At 40.9% G+C, this 20,929-nt stretch carries 21 protein-coding genes; 7 read left to right on the forward strand and 14 right to left on the reverse strand.

Annotated elements, in window-relative coordinates; translation table 11 throughout:
• Window positions 1-286: 286 nt before the first annotated feature.
• The 4 genes from NST45_RS12740 to NST45_RS12755 all read right to left on the reverse strand — a co-directional run bounded on the left by NST45_RS12740 (window position 287) and on the right by NST45_RS12755 (window position 2,130).
• A complete protein-coding gene (locus tag NST45_RS12740; protein ID WP_038570897.1) occupies window positions 287-646 on the reverse strand; it encodes a multidrug efflux SMR transporter in 360 nt (119 codons plus the stop codon).
• 17 nt (window positions 647-663) lie between these two features.
• Window positions 664-990: a multidrug efflux SMR transporter gene (locus tag NST45_RS12745; protein WP_036677974.1), complete on the reverse strand. Its 327-nt coding sequence runs from the start codon at window positions 988-990 to the stop codon at window positions 664-666.
• A gap of 13 nt (window positions 991-1,003) precedes the next feature.
• On the reverse strand, window positions 1,004-1,537 hold the full coding sequence (locus NST45_RS12750) for a TetR/AcrR family transcriptional regulator (protein ID WP_036677976.1): 534 nt from the start codon (window positions 1,535-1,537) through the stop codon (window positions 1,004-1,006).
• Between the two features lie 116 nt (window positions 1,538-1,653).
• Window positions 1,654-2,130, reverse strand: coding sequence for a GNAT family N-acetyltransferase (locus NST45_RS12755; protein WP_038570891.1), 477 nt, complete (start codon window positions 2,128-2,130; stop codon window positions 1,654-1,656).
• Between the two features lie 129 nt (window positions 2,131-2,259).
• Here NST45_RS12755 and NST45_RS12760 point away from each other — a divergent pair, with 129 nt between their 5' ends.
• The 3 genes from NST45_RS12760 (at window position 2,260) to NST45_RS12770 (ending at window position 5,410) form a co-directional block, all read left to right on the forward strand.
• Complete coding sequence (locus NST45_RS12760) at window positions 2,260-3,921, forward strand: ribonuclease J (protein ID WP_076099360.1); 1,662 nt, start codon at window positions 2,260-2,262, stop codon at window positions 3,919-3,921.
• 236 nt (window positions 3,922-4,157) lie between these two features.
• Complete coding sequence (locus NST45_RS12765; RefSeq protein ID WP_076099285.1) at window positions 4,158-5,027, forward strand: helix-turn-helix domain-containing protein; 870 nt, start codon at window positions 4,158-4,160, stop codon at window positions 5,025-5,027.
• Between the two features lie 44 nt (window positions 5,028-5,071).
• Window positions 5,072-5,410 carry a DUF5823 family protein gene (locus NST45_RS12770; protein ID WP_249267731.1) on the forward strand — a complete coding sequence of 113 codons (339 nt, stop codon included), beginning with the start codon at window positions 5,072-5,074 and terminating at the stop codon, window positions 5,408-5,410.
• Between the two features lie 72 nt (window positions 5,411-5,482).
• On the opposite strand, the gene NST45_RS12775 is transcribed toward NST45_RS12770, so the two are convergent.
• A complete protein-coding gene (locus tag NST45_RS12775) occupies window positions 5,483-7,039 on the reverse strand; it encodes an ABC-F family ATP-binding cassette domain-containing protein (protein WP_036677991.1) in 1,557 nt (518 codons plus the stop codon).
• A 232-nt stretch (window positions 7,040-7,271) separates the two neighbouring features.
• Here NST45_RS12775 and NST45_RS12780 point away from each other — a divergent pair, with 232 nt between their 5' ends.
• Window positions 7,272-7,856, forward strand: coding sequence for an AAA family ATPase (locus NST45_RS12780; protein ID WP_076099287.1), 585 nt, complete (start codon window positions 7,272-7,274; stop codon window positions 7,854-7,856).
• 342 nt (window positions 7,857-8,198) lie between these two features.
• On the opposite strand, the gene NST45_RS12785 is transcribed toward NST45_RS12780, so the two are convergent.
• The 7 genes from NST45_RS12785 to NST45_RS12815 all read right to left on the reverse strand — a co-directional run bounded on the left by NST45_RS12785 (window position 8,199) and on the right by NST45_RS12815 (window position 16,227).
• Window positions 8,199-9,086 (reverse strand): RsiV family protein, encoded by an 888-nt coding sequence (locus tag NST45_RS12785; RefSeq protein WP_036677997.1) that lies wholly within the window; start codon window positions 9,084-9,086, stop codon window positions 8,199-8,201.
• Between the two features lies 1 nt (window position 9,087).
• The gene (locus NST45_RS12790; RefSeq protein WP_036678001.1) at window positions 9,088-9,594 is read right to left on the reverse strand and encodes a sigma-70 family RNA polymerase sigma factor; all 507 of its coding nucleotides are present in this window, start codon (window positions 9,592-9,594) and stop codon (window positions 9,088-9,090) included.
• Window positions 9,595-9,684: 90 nt separating this feature from the next.
• Window positions 9,685-11,550 carry an acyltransferase family protein gene (locus NST45_RS12795; RefSeq protein ID WP_339825828.1) on the reverse strand — a complete coding sequence of 622 codons (1,866 nt, stop codon included), beginning with the start codon at window positions 11,548-11,550 and terminating at the stop codon, window positions 9,685-9,687.
• Between the two features lie 172 nt (window positions 11,551-11,722).
• Window positions 11,723-12,793: a stalk domain-containing protein gene (locus tag NST45_RS12800; protein WP_339825831.1), complete on the reverse strand. Its 1,071-nt coding sequence runs from the start codon at window positions 12,791-12,793 to the stop codon at window positions 11,723-11,725.
• Between the two features lie 72 nt (window positions 12,794-12,865).
• Window positions 12,866-13,327, reverse strand: coding sequence for an NUDIX hydrolase (locus NST45_RS12805; RefSeq protein WP_052097483.1), 462 nt, complete (start codon window positions 13,325-13,327; stop codon window positions 12,866-12,868).
• A gap of 36 nt (window positions 13,328-13,363) precedes the next feature.
• Window positions 13,364-15,163, reverse strand: coding sequence for a peptidase (locus tag NST45_RS12810; protein ID WP_339825834.1), 1,800 nt, complete (start codon window positions 15,161-15,163; stop codon window positions 13,364-13,366).
• Window positions 15,164-15,165: 2 nt separating this feature from the next.
• On the reverse strand, window positions 15,166-16,227 hold the full coding sequence (locus NST45_RS12815) for a MoxR family ATPase (RefSeq protein WP_036678009.1): 1,062 nt from the start codon (window positions 16,225-16,227) through the stop codon (window positions 15,166-15,168).
• Window positions 16,228-16,484: 257 nt separating this feature from the next.
• Here NST45_RS12815 and NST45_RS12820 point away from each other — a divergent pair, with 257 nt between their 5' ends.
• Both NST45_RS12820 and NST45_RS12825 read left to right on the forward strand, forming a co-directional pair.
• Window positions 16,485-16,913, forward strand: coding sequence for a MarR family transcriptional regulator (locus NST45_RS12820; protein ID WP_339825837.1), 429 nt, complete (start codon window positions 16,485-16,487; stop codon window positions 16,911-16,913).
• 29 nt (window positions 16,914-16,942) lie between these two features.
• A complete protein-coding gene (locus NST45_RS12825; protein ID WP_076099291.1) occupies window positions 16,943-18,577 on the forward strand; it encodes an MDR family MFS transporter in 1,635 nt (544 codons plus the stop codon).
• A gap of 91 nt (window positions 18,578-18,668) precedes the next feature.
• Here NST45_RS12825 and NST45_RS12830 read toward each other — a convergent pair whose 3' ends face one another.
• Window positions 18,669-19,220: a YdhK family protein gene (locus NST45_RS12830; RefSeq protein WP_076099292.1), complete on the reverse strand. Its 552-nt coding sequence runs from the start codon at window positions 19,218-19,220 to the stop codon at window positions 18,669-18,671.
• A gap of 223 nt (window positions 19,221-19,443) precedes the next feature.
• Between NST45_RS12830 and NST45_RS12835 the strand changes: the two genes are divergently transcribed.
• A complete protein-coding gene (locus tag NST45_RS12835) occupies window positions 19,444-20,037 on the forward strand; it encodes a cell wall hydrolase (RefSeq protein ID WP_339826159.1) in 594 nt (197 codons plus the stop codon).
• A 47-nt stretch (window positions 20,038-20,084) separates the two neighbouring features.
• Here NST45_RS12835 and NST45_RS12840 read toward each other — a convergent pair whose 3' ends face one another.
• Entirely contained in the window at window positions 20,085-20,924 is an 840-nt protein-coding gene (locus NST45_RS12840) for a GNAT family N-acetyltransferase (RefSeq protein ID WP_339825840.1), read from the reverse strand.
• Window positions 20,925-20,929 lie beyond the last annotated feature (5 nt).

Here is a 20,929-nt window from a genome sequence, read left to right on the forward strand (position 1 = left end):
ATCCTCCTCTTAATGTAGATTATCACTAACGTGTCACCCTATCTGAGTGCTCAAATGATAGCGTTTACATTCAAATTCATCTCAGAGCACATTAAATAACAACCGATCCTCCTTTCAATGTGAGACACTTTCATTATAGAGAAAGAACAGTTCAAGCTATAAGATGTAATTCTACGGAAAAGATATGTGATACCAATATCGCCAAACTACCCTAAATATGGAATCTATCAACATCACGCCAATCAAATATAGGCCTGATTTCTCAGGCCCTTGTTTTTTATAAAGATTAGCTTGTGGTTTTAAGTTCTTTTTCATCAGCTGAATCTGGAGAGTTTAATAAAACTACACCTCCAACTATTAATACTATGCCTGCAAGTGTAAGCACACTAAATGGATCCCCCCATATTACTATGCCAACGATAGCGGTTAGAACTGTACCTACACCTGCCCAAATCGCATAAGCTAAGCTTAAAGGTAAAACTCTGAGACTTATAGACAAACTATAAAATGCGATTATAAAACCAATAATAACACCTATAGTAGGCAATATTTGTGTGAACCCTTCTGACATTTTCAGCATAGTTGTACCTATTACTTCGCTTATAATAGCTACCCCTAGTACCAAAAAACCCTTATTCTTGTTCATAATAATTCCTCCAAGCTCTAATGAGATCCACCAGAAAGTTTCATAATGACTACTCCACCAATGATAAGAATCAGGCCGAGTAATTTCTTCAGATTGAAGTTTTCTTTATAAATGATTACTCCAATTAACGCAGTTAAAGCCGTACCTACCCCTGACCAAATAGCATAAGCCGTCCCTAGAGGAATCGTTGAAAGCGCTAAAGAAAGACAATAAAAGGCTGAACCCATGCCGAGTACGACTCCTATTGAAGGTAAAATCTTTTTAAACCCGTTAGAAACCTTAAGCATGGAGCTACCAAATACCTCGCAGATAATCGCTGTTGCCAGTAACACATATGAATTCAACAATAGCCCCTCCTTACTCCGTCATATTTATTAATTCTTGAATCACTTTACTGCGTAACTCCTTATCTAAAACTCCTAATCCGAACATTTCTGAATACCATAAACCGTCCGCTGCCAGCCTGACAATCGTTGAACGTACAGGATCTATTCCATCGTTCTCTATATTGTTTTGCCATACTGAGTATTGATCTTGAAATTTCTTAAGGATATCCGGATTCGTAAAAAGAGCAGCCGAAAGCGCTGTGCTAATCTCCTGCTCTTCCTTAAGATCGTCGTCAATCGCCTGAACAAACGCTCGTCCCCACTTCCCCGTTTCTCTAGATGCATTCGCTACTCTTTCTTGAACATTACTGAAAAAATCGCTTGTTAACTCTTCCACCATACTTTTTATTAAAGCTTCCTTATTCGGAAAATGGTGCAGCAGTCCACCTTTACTGACCCCGGCTTCTTTGGCAACGGCTTCAAGCGTAAGCTTCTCCACCCCATTATTTTTAACAACAATAGAAGCTGCTAATAAAATACTACTTCGTTTTGAATTACTGTTCACGATAATCACCCCTGTTATTTACTATACCGTCTGGACGGTTTTATTGTCAAATAAAAAATCATTATCTTAGAGCAAAAAAAGCCTGGTAATCCAGGCCTCCAACATTTTTAAATCAATTACATTAAATTTTTAATATACCAAGCATCACAAGCAAAATGCTCCGACCCAGCAAGTGGTTTTTCTAATAGCTCAAATCCATTTTTTGTGTAGAAACGGTTGGCTGCGTGCATATTTTGCAGTGTCTCCAAATAACATTGGTTGTAATGAAGCTTGGCAAAGTCCAGCGCTGTATTTAAAAGTTCGTTGGCTATCCCGTTACCTCTAATCGACTGAGATAAATACATTTTTTGCAACTCACATATCTTGTCATCATTCCCGAAAGGAGCAATTCCACAACCTCCCAATACTTCCCCTCCCTCTTCAACAACCCAATAAGCCCGATTCTCACTATGATTATAATAATCTGATAAATGATGCAGGCTGTCATCCTCCCAGGCGAGACCCGCGCGATTCCCGCCAAACTCAATTAGGCAGTCCCTGATGACCTTTTCAATGGAGCTATTATCTTTCATTTGTAATAGTCGGATATTCATGAGTAACGTTCTCCTATCTTTTGATTAGCTTTCTTCAGTTATTATATTGTATCAGCCTTCAGAATGGATAATTATAATGGGAATCAAACATAATATAGAGAAATTTATTTAGGAGGGGCTTCAATGAAAATGGCAGCTAAGCAGCTCTCGATTGCAGCATTAGGCGGGGTTCATGAAATCGGTAAAAATATGTATATCCTGCAATACGCAGATGACATTGTCGTTATTGATTGCGGCTCTAAATTTCCAGATGAAAGTCTTTTAGGAATTGACCTAATTATTCCTGATGTTTCGTATTTATTAAATAATATTGATAAGGTACAAGCATTGGTGGTTACTCATGGACATGAGGATCATATCGGTGGGATTCCTTACCTGCTTAAACAGTTGAATATCCCGATATATGCTTCCCGTTTAACCCTAGGATTAATCGAAAATAAACTTAGGGAACATGGGATTTTACGACAAACGAAACTCAATTGTATTGATTCAGAATCTACTTTAGCCCTGGGTGCCATTACTACAACATTTTTTAATACAAATCATAGCATTCCAGATTGCCTTGGCGTAGTATTCGATACACCTGAAGGTACCGTAGTTCATACGGGAGACTTCAAATTTGACATGACGCCCGTCAACAAGCAGTATCCAGATATACATAAAATGGCCGATATCGGTAAAAAGGGTGTAAAGATCCTGCTGTCAGAAAGCACCAATGCTGAGCGCCCTGGCTTCACCCCTTCTGAGAAGCTTGTTGGCGCTCACATAGAAGAAGCCTTTTTAAAAGCAGAACGTAGAATTTTTATTTCTACCTTCGCCTCAAATGTACATCGTCTACAGCAGATCATTGATGCTTCTCATTTAACTGAACGTAAATTGACCTTACTAGGCAGAAGTATGGTTAATGTAGTCGGAGTAGCCCAAGAGCTCGGTTACTTAAACATTCCGGACAATATGCTGATCGAACCTGCAGAAGCTGCTAAGCTTCCTCCGGCTCAGGTAACTGTTTTATGTACAGGCAGTCAAGGAGAGCCCATGGCCGCCCTCTCCCGCTTAGCGAACTCAAGCCATCGATTGATGGAGATCCAGGCTGGGGACACGGTTCTGCTCGCAGCCAATCCCATCCCAGGAAATGAAAGAAATGTTTCAAGGATTGTCGATAATTTATATATGCTGGGTGCTAAAGTCATCTATGGTTCACGCAGTGAGCTTCACGTCTCAGGGCATGGTAGCCAAGAGGAACTTAAGCTAATGCTGACTCTAATGAAACCTGAATACTTTATTCCGATCCATGGTGAATACCGCATGCTGCATCATCACAGCTTGTTAGCGGAGGCGGTAGGCGTCAAACCAGAAAATATCTTTATTCTAAAAAATGGGGACATCGTCGAGTCATCGTCTGGTGTTGTCCGCCAATCCGGTCGAGTGACTGCTGGGCAAATTCTAGTGGATGGCCTTGGGATCGGTGATATTGGAAATGTTGTGCTTCGCGATCGTCGCCAGCTGTCAGCAGACGGCATACTGATTACGGTGATTACACTGAGCCAAACCGATGGACGTCTATTAAATGAGCCGGACACCATTTCCAGGGGATTCGTTTATGTCCGTAACTCCGATAATTTAATGGACGAGATCAACCAGCATGTAACATCGACCCTTAAAAAGATGAACGAAACTGATCTCGGCCAATGGAATATCATCAAGCAGACCATCAAAGAATCATTAAGTAAGTTCCTATACGAGAAAACGAAACGGCGTCCAATGATCCTTCCAATCATCATTGAGGTTTAATGTAGGAATGCATCCAAATAGATATTGGCGGATTCTCACTCCATTATGAGTAAGAATTCGCCTTTTTGTGTTTTATAGTTTTAATACTCTTCTTTTATATATTCTGCTGATAGTATTAGATTCAGGTGCAAATTTCTACATACTGAAGTACAACTAAGCAAGAATTATCAAAATCCCTTTAAATAGATGAGGTATATTAAGACCAGAACAAGGAGGTGATCAGGCTGTATTACAAGATGATTCACAATAGTATTGAATTTATTGAGAACCATTTGGAAGAAGAAGAATTGAATCTGGACAGAATTGCGAAAGAGGCTGGATTCTCCAAATATCATTTCCATCGGCTCTTTCAGAAATATGTCGGCAAAAGTGTAGCTGAATACATTCGTTCCCGTAGGTTGAGTTCTGCTGCCCAACTGCTGCTCTATTCCGAAGAACGCATTCTAGATATTGCACTTCTTTATGGTTTTGATAGTCAAGAGGCTTTTACAAGAGCTTTTAAAGGACTTTATGCTCTCCCCCCAGCCCAATACAGGTCACAGATAAAACTATTGATTCAGGAAAGAGAGGAATTTACCATGTCCGAAATTAAAGGTTGGTTCATCACCGGAACATCCCCCAGCAAATATAAGGCATCATTAGATATGCAGATTTACCATAAGGGAAGGAACTCTGTATCACTGGAATGCGCAGAAACTGAACCACTCGAAGGGAACGAATTCGGTACTCTAATGCAGCAGTTTGACGCAAAAAATTATCTTGGGAAACGGATGCGGTTTGCCGGCTTTATCCGGACCGAAGAAGTAAGCGACTGGTGCGGCTTATGGATGCGTATTGATGACAAGCTCCAGAATATGCTGGGTTTTGACAACATGCAGTACAGAAGTATTAAAGGAACTGCTTCCTGGAATTTTTACGCTTGTGTGCTGGATATCCCGGCAGAGGCGGATTGTATCAACATAGGTATTCTCCTATCCGGATCCGGAAAGATTTGGCTGGATGACTGCACCTTTGAAGAAGTAGGCCTGGACGTTCCCGTCACTGATTCCCGTGCACGGACAGAAGAATTTCCGACGGAACCGCAGAATCTGAAGTTTGAAGCCTAAAGTTTGCTTACCGGCGGAAAGTTTTGAGGAGTGATCTATTGTTTGTGTTAATTATGGAAATCATGAAGACAGCCATTCAATTTTTGACGGATTTGTTATCTGGGAATCTGCCAAAATACTTTTACCTCTGGTGTGGTCTATTTATGCTATTTGTAATCATCTACGCCTATCTTGAGGTACGGATGAAATATAAATCAGCCGATTTTATAAAAGGCATCTGCATTGAAAGTGTCTCCCAACTTGCAGGCTGGATCATCGGTATCCTGGTAGCTCGATTATCCGGACATATCATAGAAGGTGGAATCACTCCACATGATGATCTTGATTTCTACTCAGACGCCAATTTAATCGCCACAATTAATGCAGATAGTGCCTCGGGATAAAAAAAACAGGATACCCTTCGGAGAATCGAAGTAAGGTATCCTGTTTAAGATTCGTTAATTGAACTCGTATACTTAGAATACTTTCGTCGTCCAATCTTCGCAATTCCAGATATCGGTTACGATGTCCTGATAAAAATCGGGTTCGTGAGAAATCATAAGAATGCTTCCTTTGTATGCTTTTAGAGCGCGTTTCAGTTCATCTTTGGCATCGATATCCAAGTGGTTTGTCGGCTCATCTAATACGAGAATATTGGTTTCGCTATTAATGAGCTTACATAGACGCACTTTGGCTTTTTCCCCACCACTTAGAACAGCAATCTTACTCTCAATATGCTTCGTAGTTAATCCGCATTTAGCAAGGGCAGCACGTACTTCGAATTGTGACAGAGACGGGAACGTGTCCCAGATTTCCTCAATACAAGTCTTGTAATTGCCTTCCTTCATCTCTTGCTCAAAATAGCCAATCTCCTGATGGTATCCACGTTCTACCGAACCGGACAATGCAGAGATTTCACCTAAAATGCTGCGCAGCAAAGTTGTTTTACCAATTCCGTTTGCCCCAACCAACGCGATCTTCTGTCCACGCTCCATCAGCAAATTAAGCGGTCTGGACAATGGAGAATCGTAGCCGATAACCAATTCTTTTGCTTCGAAAATCATCTTGCCCGCAGTTTTACCTTCTTTAAAGTTAAACTGTGGTTTCGGTTTCTCCTTGGCAATCTCGATGATCTCCATCTTGTCGAGCTTCTTCTGTCTGGACATTGCCATATTACGGGTTGCCACGCTGGCTTTATTACGAGCTACGAAATCCTTCAGCTCTGCTATTTCTTGCTTTTGACGATTATAAGCAGATTCAAGCTGTTGTTTTCTCATTTCGTAGACTTGTTGGAATTGCTCATAATCACCCACATAGCGGGTCAGCTTTTGATTTTCCATATGGTAGATCAGGTTAATAACGCTGTTCAAGAATGGCATATCGTGAGAGATCAGAATAAAGGCATTATCATACTCTTGAAGATAACGTCTCAGCCACTCAATATGCTGCTCATCCAGATAGTTCGTAGGCTCATCGAGGAGCAAAATATCTGGTTTTTCAAGCAATAGCTTCGCAAGCAAGATTTTGGTACGTTGACCACCACTAAGATCGGCTACATCACGGTCCAATCCAATGTCAGTGATCCCTAGTCCACGCGCAGTTTCTTGTACTTTCGCATCAATCATGTAAAAATCTTGATTTGTAAGTGTATCTTGGATGGTACCTACTTCTTCAAGCAGCTTTTCCAGCTCTTCAGGTGAAACGTCACCCATTCTGCCGTACATATCATTCATCTCTTGCTCAAGATCAAACAGGTATTGAAAGGCACTTCTCAGTACATCTTGAATCGTCATTCCTTTGGTTAACACAGCATGCTGATCGAGGTAGCCAACACGCACCCGCTTGGACCATTCGACTTTACCCTCATCAGGTTGCAGTTTGCCTGTAACAATATTCATAAAAGTGGATTTTCCTTCGCCGTTAGCGCCGAATAATCCGATATGCTCGCCTTTTAGGAGACGGAATGAAACATCCTTAAAAATCGCACGATCCCCAAAGCCATGACTTAATCCTTCAACATTTAATATGCTCATTTATGGACACCTTTTTCTTATTTTTCTCGCTATATTATAAGCAGGATTAACTAAAAACTCAATGGAGAAGCAAAAAATTATCATTTTTCAGGCTAATTTGCGAACAATTTTAGTTTTTGTGGACCGTCACTTGCCGAGATTAGGTTTGCGCTGGCGATCGCTCGTCATCTTTTATATGATAGTATGCATAGATACACTTTGGAGTTGACTTGAGAACTAAGGAGAATTAGAAATGAATAAACTTGTATTTTTTCTTGGTCCAGCTGGAGCAGGCAAAACAACGTTAGCTAAAGCGATTGCTTCGCGGCGCAAGATACCATTTTTCGATATGGATATTCTGCTACGGCCTGCTGCCGACGCCATAATGACTTTACACGGACTGGATCCGGCAGATAGAGACTCAGCAGAGTACAAAAGGTTATGCCGCGATTTAGGTTATCGAATCACTATGGATGCTGCGCTGGATAATATAGGCTTGGACGTCGATGCTTTTGTGGTTGGTCCCTTCACCAAAGAGGCAGCCAATCCTGACTGGATCAGCAATGAGTTAGTTCGGATCGGACGTTCCCTCCTTGATGTTGAAGTCAAGGTTGTCTTGGTAGGTTTAGCCAACGAGGAATTGTACCGGGAACGAATTCAAGACAGAGAATCACCACTAGATGAATGGAAGTTCCAGCATTGGAATGAATTCCGCACTTCTCTTGGCAACCGTACGGTAGAATGGCCGCTCCCGGCTGAAAATATTGCGTTGATCGATAATTCTAACCCGGATATTAATGCTACCGTTGCGGCAGTAGAGCGATTTATTTACGTCTAAACTTTCGGACCCAGATGACGTTATTTCCGCTTTTATCAGCTTTTGCGCAGAGTTTCGGACCCCAGTGCAGCTATTCGTTAGAAAAGAGTGCTTGGGGAGTGTTTTTCGTGCCAATAGCGACGATGCGGTCCGTTAGGATTGCAAAAGTGCGATAATGCTGCGTTTAGGGTCAGCTGAGTCCGATAGCTGCTGCGTCCCCCGTAAAATAATGACATCAAACGATGTTTAAGGCTTTGACAAAGAGTTTTGGCTAAACTTTTGGACTCAGATGACGCTAGTTCCACATTTATCAACTTTTGCGCAGAGTTTCGGAACGCAGATGACGTTATTCCCAGAATTCTTTTATTGAATATACTTCTGACTGACCAAATCATCAGCAAGCACCGCGGTTGGTATCACAAATTCAACGGAGCCCATATAACCCGGTGCGACATCGTATTTATTAAACACAATCACAAGCTTACCTTCGGTATTGATATAAAAGCTTTGATCCTTCGTAATGGATGTAAACTGATCCGTTGGCACATCATCGCCATACTCAGGGATCCAGTAAACTTTCTCAGAGTCTGCTTTCATTTGAGCAATCATCTGTTCTTTAATATTTTCGCTGATGCGCTCAATGTATTGATCATCTTTAAATAACATTGGTAATGTAATAAGGATCTGATTTTCTTTGTCTATCGTATCAAAAGTAACTTCCATTGAAGATGAACCAGCGGTTTCCTCAACATATCTGCCAATGGAGAAAATATGCTCATTATCCGTTTTCACTTCATAACCAACATCCAGCCCCAAATGGCCCCCACCTTGTTCCTTCAACGCTTCGATCTCCGCTTGGAACTTTTCGTATAGTGCTTTATTCTCACTTAAATATTTGCTGTTCAATCCAAGCTCCAGTTCTTTGTTCTCCATATCCGTTACGGCTGGAACTTTGATATTAGCATCGTAGTTCTCTTCTTCTACAACGTATTCTTTAATAGTTAGCACTTTTATTATCCGATCAACGCCTGGGATGGAAGATAATGCACTAGCTACGGTTGTACTGGTGTTTATGGCTACTAGAAAAATAACTGCGGCCGCTCCAACACTAGCCACCCACTTAGTTGTTGTGTGTTTTTTTCTATTGGCTTTAAGTGACTGCTTTATAGAGCGGTTTACAATCAAATCAAGTTCATCCGGAATGGGAATATCGGTATACTCTTTATGTAATTCTTGTATTCTTTCGTCCATCTTACTTTATCTCCTTTAAGGCTTCATCATCCAGCTTCACTCGCAATAACTGAAGGGCCTGATACAGCCTTGTCTTTATTGTATTGGTGTTCTCATTAAGAACTTCAGCCACTTCATTAATCTTCATATCCTCAAAATATCTAAGCACGATCACACTTCGGTATTTCGCCGGCAGCTCTTCCAGTGTTCTTTTCAAATCCATATCTGTATAGTTATCCTCAACAGCCGGACTATAGGTTTCTATTATCTCTGGCTCCATCGTCTGAACCTTCTTGTTTCTGCGCAAAAAGTCTAAGGAAGTATTCACGACAATCCTGTAAAACCAGCTTTTCACGGCATCGTGATCCTTTAGCAAATCCATCCGTGTCATCGCTTTATAAATAGAATCCTGCACAATGTCGAGGGCATCCTCTTTGTTTTTCACATAACTGTAAGCAAGCCGGTATACATTTTCTTTGTTTTCTTTGATACATCGCGTCAATATTTTCTCGGTTTTCCTATTCAACATGGTCGATTATCCTTCTCTGTTTGTGATCTGGTGTTGTAACAGGAGTAAGACGTTTGGTGAGTATAAAAAAGTTTGGAGATTCCAAATAAATTATTTATTTTCTTTTTCCAAAGCTTTAATTAGAATTGATGCATAATACTTGGCACCCTCACGTTTCAGATGAACACCATCTTTGTAGAAGTAGTCGTCTTTTCCTTCACTAGCTGAGTACCAGTCTACTATGGTCGTATTCCTGAATTCACTGGAAACTTTTGAAAGGGTGGAATTCACAGTCTGCTCCCACTTTCTCGGCACACGTGTATTGACCAAAATAATCTGCTCCGCATCGCTTAACGAGTTTAATAGTTTACGTAATTGCTTGGAGTTAAAAGCTCCATTCGTCCCCAGCTCTATGATCATCCGCTTCCCTAACCGTCCTTCTGCTCTAAGCTGATCAACCACCTCCTGTGCCTGCAGCATCTGTCTGCCGACCTTTCCATCGATAACAATACCAGGGAGACTTTCTACCAAAAATGGTGCCGCATCCAAAATGACAGAATCGCCAATGGCCGTAATATTCTTTCCGGTTTGATTTTTTTCGGTTATCGCTATGTTTCTTTCTGGTTCAGCTTGTTTCTCTTCAGTGTCAGGTTTTTGCTTCTCAACATCCGTCGTATCTTTTTCTACGGGTGGTGCCAATGAGTTGTGATCTATTGGATCTTGCGCTGTTCCTTCTTGCTGTACATTCTGCTTATCTGCAACTTCGATTGTAGGCGTGTCAGATTCAGCATTGGATAAATATCCATTGCAGGCAATCGGAATAAGAATCAAAAAGATCATGGTCATAAGAAAGACTGGGCGGTAGCTGCGGCGTTGTTTCGCACTCCAATGGTTCCAAATGTTTCTTAATGATCCCCGCCGGAGCGGCTCCTCCACATATTTGTATGATAAGGCTGCCAGTAGAAAACTTCCTGCTAACTGAAGGATCATACGAAGCACGCCGCTCTCATCTGGATTCCCATTAGGGCTGGTAAGAATAATTACGGGATAATGCCAAAGGTATAAGCTATATGAACGTACACCTATCCATCGCAAAGGTTTGCAGCCTATTTTCCGGCCAAGAGAACTGGCAGGATGAGCAAGCACGGCAATCACTACTGCAGTAATGATAGAGATGATCAAAAATCCACCACGATATAGTGATTCATCAAATTCGTTAATCCGGTAAACTAGCACCATTAATACCAGCAGTCCCAGAGCACCAATGATATCAAACATATAACGAGATCTTTCTGTGACTGTATTTTTAAGTTTCTGACTAGGCCATGCAACGGCAAGCGCCGCTCCAACTAGAAGTGCAAATATGCGAGTATCTGTTCCATAATAGACCCTGCTTGGATCTGTGCCCGGTACATAGAACATAGCCATGGCTAAAGCTGAGACAGCAGCACAAGCCAGAATCCAGGCAGTAAGTTTACCTCGACGAGGTATGATCTTTAGTCCTAATACGAGCAGCAGCGGCCATAGAATATAAAACTGTTCTTCAATAGAAAGTGACCATAAATGTCCGATCGGTGAAGGAGGTCCAAAGCTTTCGAAGTACGAAACATCATGAAATATTAACCACCAGTTATTAACGTAAAATAGTGATGACATGAAATCTCCTGTCAGCCCATTTAATCTCGTGGGATCTATGATTAAGAGCCATAAGGTGACAACGATCAGCATGACTATCGTCGCCGGCAGCAACCTCCGTGCTCTACGTATCCAAAAGTCCAGAAGGTCCAATCTTCGATGACGCTCCCATTGGTTAATGATTTGGTCTGTGATGAGATAACCCGAGATCACAAAAAAGATTCCCACTCCCAGCAGTCCACCCCCAGCCCATTTCAAATTCAAATGATAGGCTATGACAGCGAGTACAGAAAAAGCTCTTAGTCCATCAATTCCAGGCATATAACGCTTGTTGTCATTCATTCTGTTTCAGTCCTTACCCTTAATTTGTTGTTCATAGGCAGGACGCAGGAGTAGCACAAAAAGTTCTTTTAACTGGTTATTCTGTTATCAAAAGTAAAAAAAACACCCACGCAAGAATTACCCTGCGGGATGTTTTTAAAAAATCTAACTACTTTCACAAACTTCTAAAAGGTTATTTCTGAACTTCAACCTGTAGAATTTCTGATACGAATTGAACAGGTACATAGGTTTTGTTATCTTGTAGAACAGGTGCAGCACCTAAAGCTTTAGGAGTCATTTTTGCGAAGAAGTATGAATCTTTGTTAAGCGTAACACTTGTCCACTGTGCACCTTTCATCAATTCAGCGGTTTTGGTAGACTGATTCCATTTCAATTCATAGTTTAGTTGACTGGCCACATCACGAAGCGATACCATGCGCACGCCTTTCTTATTCGTGAAAGTAGCTACTTTTTTCAAATCTAGCTTGGTTGTATCCGTTGAACTATGATTTAAGCTGAACCGAAACTCTGGTGAACCTACATAACCTGGTGCAATGCTGTATTTAGGGAATACGATTACTAAGTTACCTTTATCGATATAGAACGACTGCTCAGTTGAAGTTCCTGTGTACTCTTCTAAGAAATACTTATCTGAATCCTTTTTAATTTCTGCCAGAATGTCTGCATCGAGCTTCTCTTTGTAGTTAGCGCCCAGTAGATCCGTTAGTGTAACAGGTTCTGCCTCAGCTATATTTTTCACATTATAAGTATCGATCCGCGGCATGCTTGTTCCACCTTCAGAACCTTCAGTAGTAACAGTCAAGGAGATAACGCCTGCTGGAGAACCTGTTCCATCTGATTTCAGATCATAAGTAATGTAAAGAGTATAAGGATGAAATTCCATTTGATCAGCCTGTGCTTTTTTGCCCATTTCTGCAGCGTCTTTCTCCCACTGTGCCAGATCCTTTTCAGCATGAGAGAGGATAATATCGTTCAGTTCATCTTGATAATGAGTATCCAGCATTCCTGTTAGCTGAGGTACTTTTAAATCTGCAATCAGGTATTTACTTGTTGTGTTAAGTACTTTTTCTTGTACTTTAATGCCAGCAAGGGCTGGTGTCTTGGACGGTAAAGCCGCAGAAACATTAGCTGTTACTTGTGTGGAAACCATAGCATGAACCGGTAAAGAAGCTGCACTCACTCCCATAATGGCTACACATCCCACTGCACTCATTTTAAATAGATTTTTTGTTCTTTTGTTCATATCTCGTCATCCTCCATCTCTATTTATAAGTGCCTTCCGATGACACTCATTAGCTAGGACGCAGGAGGACCTCTAAAAAGTTTGCTGGTTTTCTAATTTAAATATAATTTCTTCAACTTCTGTACCCCGTAACTCTACGTAAAAAGGCTGTACCTCATCATTTAGACAATACTCCAGCCGCAGTCTGAGGTTTTTCCATGTGACCATTTCTAATGCTTGTTCTATCGAGAAAAACCCAACTTCTAAGCTCTCGGAACTAGTAGCAGGTTCGCCGCCGATGGCATTCCCTAGAAATAGGTTAGTACAAATAGATCGATCAACATTTTGAAAAACTCCGCAGAACTTATTAATCTCTATATCAATGCCCGATTCTTCTTTGGCTTCCCTGATTGCTGCTTCTATAAGGGACTCCTCCTCTTCAACCTGTCCGCCTGGCATCTCCCAGCCTCTACGTGGACCTTTTATTAATAAGATTTCTTCTTGATCATTGAATACAACTGTAGCTGCTGAAAGAATATGTTTGGGGGGATTCATATCCATTGTTACCTCGCTCTAAATTTATTCTAAGCCCTAATTAATTCTGAATACAGGTCCTTTGGGTGAGAAAGGCAAGTCATTACCCTTGGGCAAAATATAAGCATGGTCTCTTTTAAGGATCAGCTTGTCACAATAACCATCTGTAATAATTAGAAGCGGTCCTTTTTTCGGGAAATCCTCAGCTTGTTGAATCAAATCAATAGCTGGTTGTAAGATCGTTCCCCCTCTTCCCTTCACTTGTACCCGATCCGCGATAGCCTCGGGGGGCATGTAACCTGCATCATAAGGACAAGCATCACAAAAGATAATCCGTGCAAAAGGAACATCACGAGCCTGCGCATAACTTGAAATGGCCCCTAATGCTTTGGCCAGAAGTTTTTTATCCATTGAGCCTGAGGTATCTAAAATAACGCCAAAAGTACGGCCATCATCTGCAGCACCGCTATGAACCCACTGTGGTCGAGGGATATCAGGCGTAGAAGATTGACGTCTGCTAATTCGTGAATAAGATCTGGTCTTCTCAAGCGGTGAAAAATAATGATCAAACCACCGAGCAAGCTCTACATCCCATTTAATAGGTGGCTGGCCCAGCGCTCTAATCTCTTCAACTAGGCCTGATGGCAAAAGACCGCGACTTTGCTCTTCATGATACATAAGTCCCTGTTGCATAGCATTTTTACAGAAATCATCTAACGTCTGTCCTTCTCTCGCATCCCAAAAACTTGATGAACCGTTATCTAAAATGTCACCGAGTCCATTCCCTCTCAAGGTTGCCAGTTTCTTATAAGTGCGGATATCTCCGACCATACGATCATAAATCGTTTCAGCAGATAAACCTTTAAGCTCAGGATCTAATAAGAGTCCAATTCGCGGATACTCCCCTACACTCATTTCCACTAGCCATAAATTTATAACGTAGTCACAAGCCACATTCCAAAGATAATGATCCCGGCCAAGACATCGCTCGTGATGCTGAAGCCCCGCATGCAGAAGCTCATGCGCCATCACGAAAATACACTCCTCATCGTTTAGTCCAGCTGCAGGGTTCATGAATATTTTGCGATCAATAACGTCAATGGCAGCTATGGAAATATCTAATCGCCGACATATCGCTGGATCTTCTATAATCTCAAAGCCGGCGGCAAGCGCTCCTAATAAAGGATATCTGTCCATAAACCATCGTTTTGCCCGTTGTGGAGCTGTTAATGAAAGTGCAGGGTCACTAATAGTATTAGCATGTCCTCCAGCAACACTTACTGCATTCGTCACAGCATTAGATAACCCATAAGCAAAATAGGCTTCCCAATCCGGCGCTTTTCCCCAGTATCTTTTGGTGGCATCTCGAACATTCATGTCCGGCTTTGAAACACCCGCAGTCCCAAAATATCTGGAGTTGTCCGGAATTCCTTTTATCATAAATTGCTCGTAAAGCTGTTGTTCATCTTTAATTGTAAGATCAATTCGCGACTCCATATCTGCGGGTATTTTCCCAAACTTCAAGTCATTTAAAAACTTTGCTATGTACACATCACATGCAACGTTCCACGCCACTTGATTCTCTTTAATCTTTAAATGTCCAAGACCTAAATGAAGAAAACAATGTGCCAAAACGTACATCCATTCAGCAACCTCGCCACGCCGTTTAGGATGAGTGTAAATATAACCGTTATTAGTGACAATTGCCCAGCCGTCTTCAGGATAGGGACTATTTTCATTATGGATAATCGAAGCTCGAACAGATAACGGCGCAAAAATAGGATGATCCGCGATTAACGAACATGCTTCATTAAAATTTTTCAAAGCGGGATTATCTGGAGTTGTTTTTTTAGCCATATTTACCCCCGCTCTTTTATTGCAAGACGTGGTAAATCACGTACAATTTCAACCATTAACCAATCTGGAATATTATCACTTTGCTCCTGCTTAGCAACTACTAGCTGTGCAATTTCAAAGCTAATGACGGACAGGTCTTTAATCAGCTTTTTAACCGTATGTGCAAATTGGCGATGTCCATCTCGTACGTTATCTTTAATCGGAGGGAGTTCTTTGATAATCTGGGCACGCAAGGATTGCGCCAGAAAATACAGGAGATCCCGATCTTCTGGAGCCGTTGGAAATGAGGATTTACCATCTATAATTTGATTAAGTTCATATTTTCCAGTTAGATTTTTATAAAAAGCCCTGAATTGTGTGGCGTGAGAAGGTGTCAGTGAACCATTCGCTAAAATCCCCACGGTATCCACATTTATATCATCGCCAAACTCATGTAGTGCATCACTAAGCATATGCCAAGAGCGTGGCGTGGAGAAAGGCTCTTCAGTCTTTGGAGGTGCACTCCACAAATGATCGGGACGCAATTCCAGATATTCAATAACCATAGGATGAATGCTATGCTCATATGCCCAAGAGATCCAATTCTGAAACGATACATTTAACTGTATATGGAACATCCGATTGATAAGCGCGGAGGACATAGGTTTAACAATTGCACTATCTTGTGCACGGTTACCAGCTCCTATTACTATAGAGCCCTCAGGTAGGTGATAATCGCCGATGCGGCGTTCGTGGATGAGACTATAAAAAGCTTTTTGCACCTCTTGAGAACAGGCATTAAGCTCGTCCAGGAACAAACAATATGGTTCATCCCGAGCAATCATTTTTGGAGGACAGAATTGGCTCTTACCGTTAACGATTTGCGGGACTCCAATGATGTCTTCAGGTGCTAATTGAGAACCTAATAGTGACACACAAGGAAGGCCCACCTGATCAGCAAAAGCTTCTACTAGCGAAGATTTCCCAATACCAGGCGCCCCCCAGATAAAAACAGGGCGAATCACAGAAACGTTTAGAAGTACTTGCATAAGTTGAATAGGTGTTACAGGAGTTGCTAGATTCAAATAAATGCTCCTTTTTAATGAAATAATAATAAAGATAACTGTACACAGTATAACAAATAATTCATTAGCTCAGGAACGAACTTCAACAACAACACTCTATTTCATTCGAAAAAAACAAACCTTTTCTTGACGAGATATAAAAAAGGATGATATATTGTTTCACGCTTTAATAATTAAGTAGTTAATCATTTAGTTGTTATCTAAAATTTAATGGAATTACTTATTCCGCCCTATTTCATAACTTTAGGAGGCGTGATTTGGCTAATAATGAAGATTTTCTTCAGATTTCTACTATGTTCAAATCCTTTTTAAAAGGAATCTCCCAAGATTGGAACAAACAAGACTACCCCTTAAATATTACACAGTTCAAAACCCTCAGGACTTTATCTAAGAACGGTCCACAAAACGTATCACAGATTGCTGCAGCTCTGGGTATTACCTCAGCAGCAATTACAGGCGTAACAGACCAATTAATCGCTGAAGAATACGTAAATAAGGAACGCGCCAAAGATGATCGAAGGGTTGTACACATCACCATTACGCAGAAAGGAGAAGCAACGATTAAAGAGGTGCAGGAACGCCATCAAGAACTTATGGAATCTTACTTTAAGATACTGCCCGATGAAGATATTGAGCATTTAAGAAGAATTTTCGCAGTAATAATTTCTGATTTAGACAAGAGATAAAATTTTAAAAGTGGCGGGGAAACAATCGAATGGAACATTTATCCAGCAAACGAAAACTTAGTATTATGATAGCTATTATGGCTGCAATGCTGTTCGCAGCGATTAATCAGACAATTACAAGTACTGCTATGCCGCGTATAATCGCAATTCTTGATGGCATGGATTACTATACTTGGACTATTAACATTTATTTATTAACATCAACAATAGCAACCGTTCTTGTCGGTAAGTTATCTGATATGTTCGGACGTAAACCCTTTCTATTAGCAGGTATTCTCTTATTTATGGTTGGGGCTTTTCTGACAGGTACATCTTCCGATGTTTATCAATTTATCATTTACCGTGGGATTCAAGGGGTAGGTGCAGGTATTATTCAATCCACCGCATTTACTGCCGTAGGTGACTTATTTCCTCCGCGTGAACGTGGTAAATGGATGGGGTTGATGATGGCAGTATTCGGCTTCTCCAGTGTGCTTGGACCAACGCTTGGTGGCTTTTTGATTGACAATATGGATTGGCATTGGCTGTTCTGGATCTTCCTACCGCTTGGTGTAGTAGCCTTCGTGATGATTCTTACCTTATTTCCTAAAGGCAAACGCGGGGAGTCAACAAGCATAGACTATTTAGGTTCCTTGCTAATGACAACTACCATCGTGCCTCTACTGCTTGCCTTCACCTGGGCAGGTACAGAATATGATTGGGGTTCTTCGCAAATTCTCGGCCTGTTGGCGGGAACGGTCGTTTCGGCACTTCTCTTTATTTTGGTCGAATCCAAAGCTAAAAATCCAATTCTTCCGCTTCATCTATTTAAGAATAGCGTAGTTACCATATCTAATATTATTGGTTTTATTATGAACTTCGGTATGATGGGAGCTATGATCTATCTTTCCTTCTTCGTACAAGGTGTTCTGGGGATCTCCGCGACATATGCAGGGTATGTTACTATGCCAATGTCGATCGTTATGGTTGTAGCCAGTGCCCTTACCGGACAAAAGATGGCGAAAAAAGGGAAGTATAAACGTTACGCATTAATTGGAATACCCATTATGATTGCTGGTATGACAATTATGGTATTTATGAATAATGTACCGATGGCTGTCCTAAGTATGATTGTGTTTGGTCTTGGGTTAGGATTGGGAATGCCAGTATTCTCACTAGCTACTCAAAATGCGGTTTCACACACAGAACTGGGTGTAGTAACGGCCTCCTCACAATTATTCCGTAATTTAGGCGGTACGATCGGTATCGCAGTCATGGGTACCGTTATGTCAAATAGTCTTACCAAAAACTTGAAGGAAGCTCTGCAATCGTCATCAGCACCGGATTTCACACAGATAGATCCAAAACTTGCTGAGCAAATGCTCTCCTTCGCTAATCCACAGGCATTAATGAACAAACCATTGCTTGAACAGACTCAAGCTAGTCTGCCAACCGATGTACAGCCTATCTTCTTACAAATGATTGAGGGGATCCGTGACGCTTTAGGACAGACATTGTCATCCGTGTTCTTAACCGGGACCATTGTGCTTGTTGTAGCTTTCGTGCTTGTCTTCTTCCTGAAGGAGCTTCCACTTCGTACTTCTAACCAAATGCCAGTTCCTGAAGAAGCTGAACAGGACCCGTCAAACATGAAATCTTCAAAACTTGCAGTGGATAAAGCCTAACCGCAAATTACTTTGAAGCTGACTATAAAACAACAAAAACTGCAACGTACTCATGCGTAACTGAGTAAGTTGCAGTTTTTGTGTTGATCTATTATTTTACAGGTGAAAGCTCATCTTCTGTTACCCACTTATGATTTTTCACTTCATCTCCACCCGTAGTAGGTTTGTAATTAATCATATAGACAATGGTTTTTTCTGCGGAGTTAATCTGAGCCGTTGCACCCTTCATATCCTTCATATGATCAGATTCCATAATAACCTCTGAGCCTGGTTGATAGGATATATCATCTGCTTCTTTTATTTCTTCATGAATAATCCACTTATGATTTGTGACCGGCTGACCTCCTGTAGTAGGTCTATAGGAAACATTATATGCTGTCGTCTCATAAGCTCCCACAATTGTCGCAATGGCTCCCTTCATCCCTTCCATATGGTCAGTTTGGATCACAGCTTCACTTCCTACTTTGTAAGTAGGATTCTCCGCTACCCGCAGATCTTTTGGAACTTCACCTGAACTTGAATGTGAGTTATGTTCCATTTGTGTATCGTTAGAAGACATTTGATTGCCATAGCTATTGTCATTACTACAAGCACTTAAGCTGAAAGCAGCTGCGACGACTAGTAGAAATAATTGCTTTTTCATATAAAAGACCTCCGAAATTTTATCTGCCTATAAGTATTATTTTACCCATTTCAGAAAATCACAAACTGAACTAAGGATTCACAGTTTGTAAAACAGTAATTTATTTTCCATTAAATGAGTGTTGTCTCAATGATTAAACTATATTTATAATGTTTTCTGAAAGGAGGCTGCTATAATGAAGACTAAAATATTCACTTTGTTGCTTCTTTGGGGTCTGGTGAGCATGGCTACTATGATCGGTTCTGCTAATGCAGCTCCGGTATTAACCATAGGAAGTTCTTCAGGAGATGTATGGGATCTACAATATAGATTAAAAACCCTTGATTTCTACACTGAGCCCTTAGATGGGGTATACGGATCACAAACGAAAGCAGCGGTTGCTAGATTTCAAAAGGCCTATGGAATAAGCGCTGATGGAATTTCGGGGACAAAAACTTGGAATATTTTAAAAAAACACACGCTTAATATTAATGAAATGGATATTTTGGCTAAAGTTATCTACAGTGAGTCTCGCGGTGAGCCTTATGTTGGACAAGTTGCAGTGGGTGCAGTAGTCATGAATCGTATACAATCAAGTCAATTTTCAAATAATATTAAAGAAGTTGTATTCCAAAAAGGAGCTTTCACAGCCGTATCTGACGGTCAGTATTGGCTTACACCAAATCAGACAGCTTATTTAGCTGCTCTTGATGCTGTTCGAGGTTGGGACCCCACAAACCATTCAATCTATTATTTCAATCCGGATACAGCAACAAGTGCATGGATCTGGTCACGTCCGCAAAACTTAAAAATTGGTAAGCATATATTTGCAAGTTAAACGCATCAAATAGCTAAGATCAACAAAAGCCGATCTAACTATGATAGTTAGATCGGCTCTTCAGTTCCAAGCACTAAAGCCATATTAATCTGCCCTACTTCGTCCTTATGGTTATACCCCATTTTATTATAGATTCTGATCGCATTTCGATTTTCTTTATCTGCTGCTAGAAAACTCCGCTTAGCGCCGTTGTTATTCCCCCAGCGTATACCTTCAACAGCTAACTTATGTCCGATACCTTGGTTATGATATTTCGGATCTACAGCTAATTCTCTAAGCCATAACACAGGTCCCTTTTCATTTTCAAATCCGTAGATGTTCAATAAACATACTCCAACAATGCTTTTATTCAATTCTGCTACAAGAATACAAGAATGATCCGATTCATTCCATGTTTGTATGAAATCCAACTCTTCACCATAGAAACCTCTTGAAAGATTTATACATGCTTTGGTGATCATACTAACCTGTAAATAGTCTTTAGGCTCAATGTTTCTTATGAATGGTGATTCTGCTTGATCGGTGATCTTCTTTGAGATATCCTCATTCCAGAAATCAATAAACTGACTAACTATCTTGAACCCCAAAGACTCCATAACTGGCATGAGATCTGGATGTATAAATTCGATATACATTCTATGAGTTCCACCCACAGGTAATTGAATAAACTTACTGGTCAGATCTATTAGTGCAGTCCTAAATAATTCTGTAGACTCGGCAGCCCAGTGAATATTATGACCCTCATCAACCGATTTACATAATATAAACACACCAGGTTCATCAATAAGAATATCCTCAGGCGCCTGTAGTTCCAGCTCTTCAACATCCAAATATTGCAAAGAACTGTACTTATAAGCTTTCGCTTTTAGGAATGAATTCTTAAACATAACTT

The sequence above is a fragment of the Paenibacillus sp. FSL R7-0163 genome (genome assembly GCF_037969975.1).
Lineage (GTDB): Bacteria > Bacillota > Bacilli > Paenibacillales > Paenibacillaceae > Paenibacillus_AQ > Paenibacillus_AQ odorifer.

What these genes read in the sequence shown, in the direction of transcription:
- NST45_RS12740 (WP_038570897.1), bottom strand. Translation starts at nt 646, where the DNA reads ATGAACAAGAATAAGGGTTTTTTGGTACTAGGGGTAGCTATTATAAGC.
- NST45_RS12755 (WP_038570891.1), bottom strand. Translation starts at nt 2,130, where the DNA reads ATGAATATCCGACTATTACAAATGAAAGATAATAGCTCCATTGAAAAG.
- NST45_RS12760 (WP_076099360.1), top strand. Translation starts at nt 2,260, where the DNA reads ATGGCAGCTAAGCAGCTCTCGATTGCAGCATTAGGCGGGGTTCATGAA.
- NST45_RS12765 (WP_076099285.1), top strand. Translation starts at nt 4,158, where the DNA reads ATGATTCACAATAGTATTGAATTTATTGAGAACCATTTGGAAGAAGAA.
- NST45_RS12775 (WP_036677991.1), bottom strand. Translation starts at nt 7,039, where the DNA reads ATGAGCATATTAAATGTTGAAGGATTAAGTCATGGCTTTGGGGATCGT.
- NST45_RS12780 (WP_076099287.1), top strand. Translation starts at nt 7,272, where the DNA reads ATGAATAAACTTGTATTTTTTCTTGGTCCAGCTGGAGCAGGCAAAACA.
- NST45_RS12785 (WP_036677997.1), bottom strand. Translation starts at nt 9,086, where the DNA reads ATGGACGAAAGAATACAAGAATTACATAAAGAGTATACCGATATTCCC.
- NST45_RS12790 (WP_036678001.1), bottom strand. Translation starts at nt 9,594, where the DNA reads ATGTTGAATAGGAAAACCGAGAAAATATTGACGCGATGTATCAAAGAA.
- NST45_RS12795 (WP_339825828.1), bottom strand. Translation starts at nt 11,550, where the DNA reads ATGAATGACAACAAGCGTTATATGCCTGGAATTGATGGACTAAGAGCT.
- NST45_RS12800 (WP_339825831.1), bottom strand. Translation starts at nt 12,793, where the DNA reads ATGAACAAAAGAACAAAAAATCTATTTAAAATGAGTGCAGTGGGATGT.
- NST45_RS12805 (WP_052097483.1), bottom strand. Translation starts at nt 13,327, where the DNA reads ATGAATCCCCCCAAACATATTCTTTCAGCAGCTACAGTTGTATTCAAT.
- NST45_RS12810 (WP_339825834.1), bottom strand. Translation starts at nt 15,163, where the DNA reads ATGGCTAAAAAAACAACTCCAGATAATCCCGCTTTGAAAAATTTTAAT.
- NST45_RS12825 (WP_076099291.1), top strand. Translation starts at nt 16,943, where the DNA reads ATGGAACATTTATCCAGCAAACGAAAACTTAGTATTATGATAGCTATT.
- NST45_RS12830 (WP_076099292.1), bottom strand. Translation starts at nt 19,220, where the DNA reads ATGAAAAAGCAATTATTTCTACTAGTCGTCGCAGCTGCTTTCAGCTTA.
- NST45_RS12835 (WP_339826159.1), top strand. Translation starts at nt 19,444, where the DNA reads ATGGCTACTATGATCGGTTCTGCTAATGCAGCTCCGGTATTAACCATA.
- NST45_RS12840 (WP_339825840.1), bottom strand. Translation starts at nt 20,924, where the DNA reads ATGTTTAAGAATTCATTCCTAAAAGCGAAAGCTTATAAGTACAGTTCT.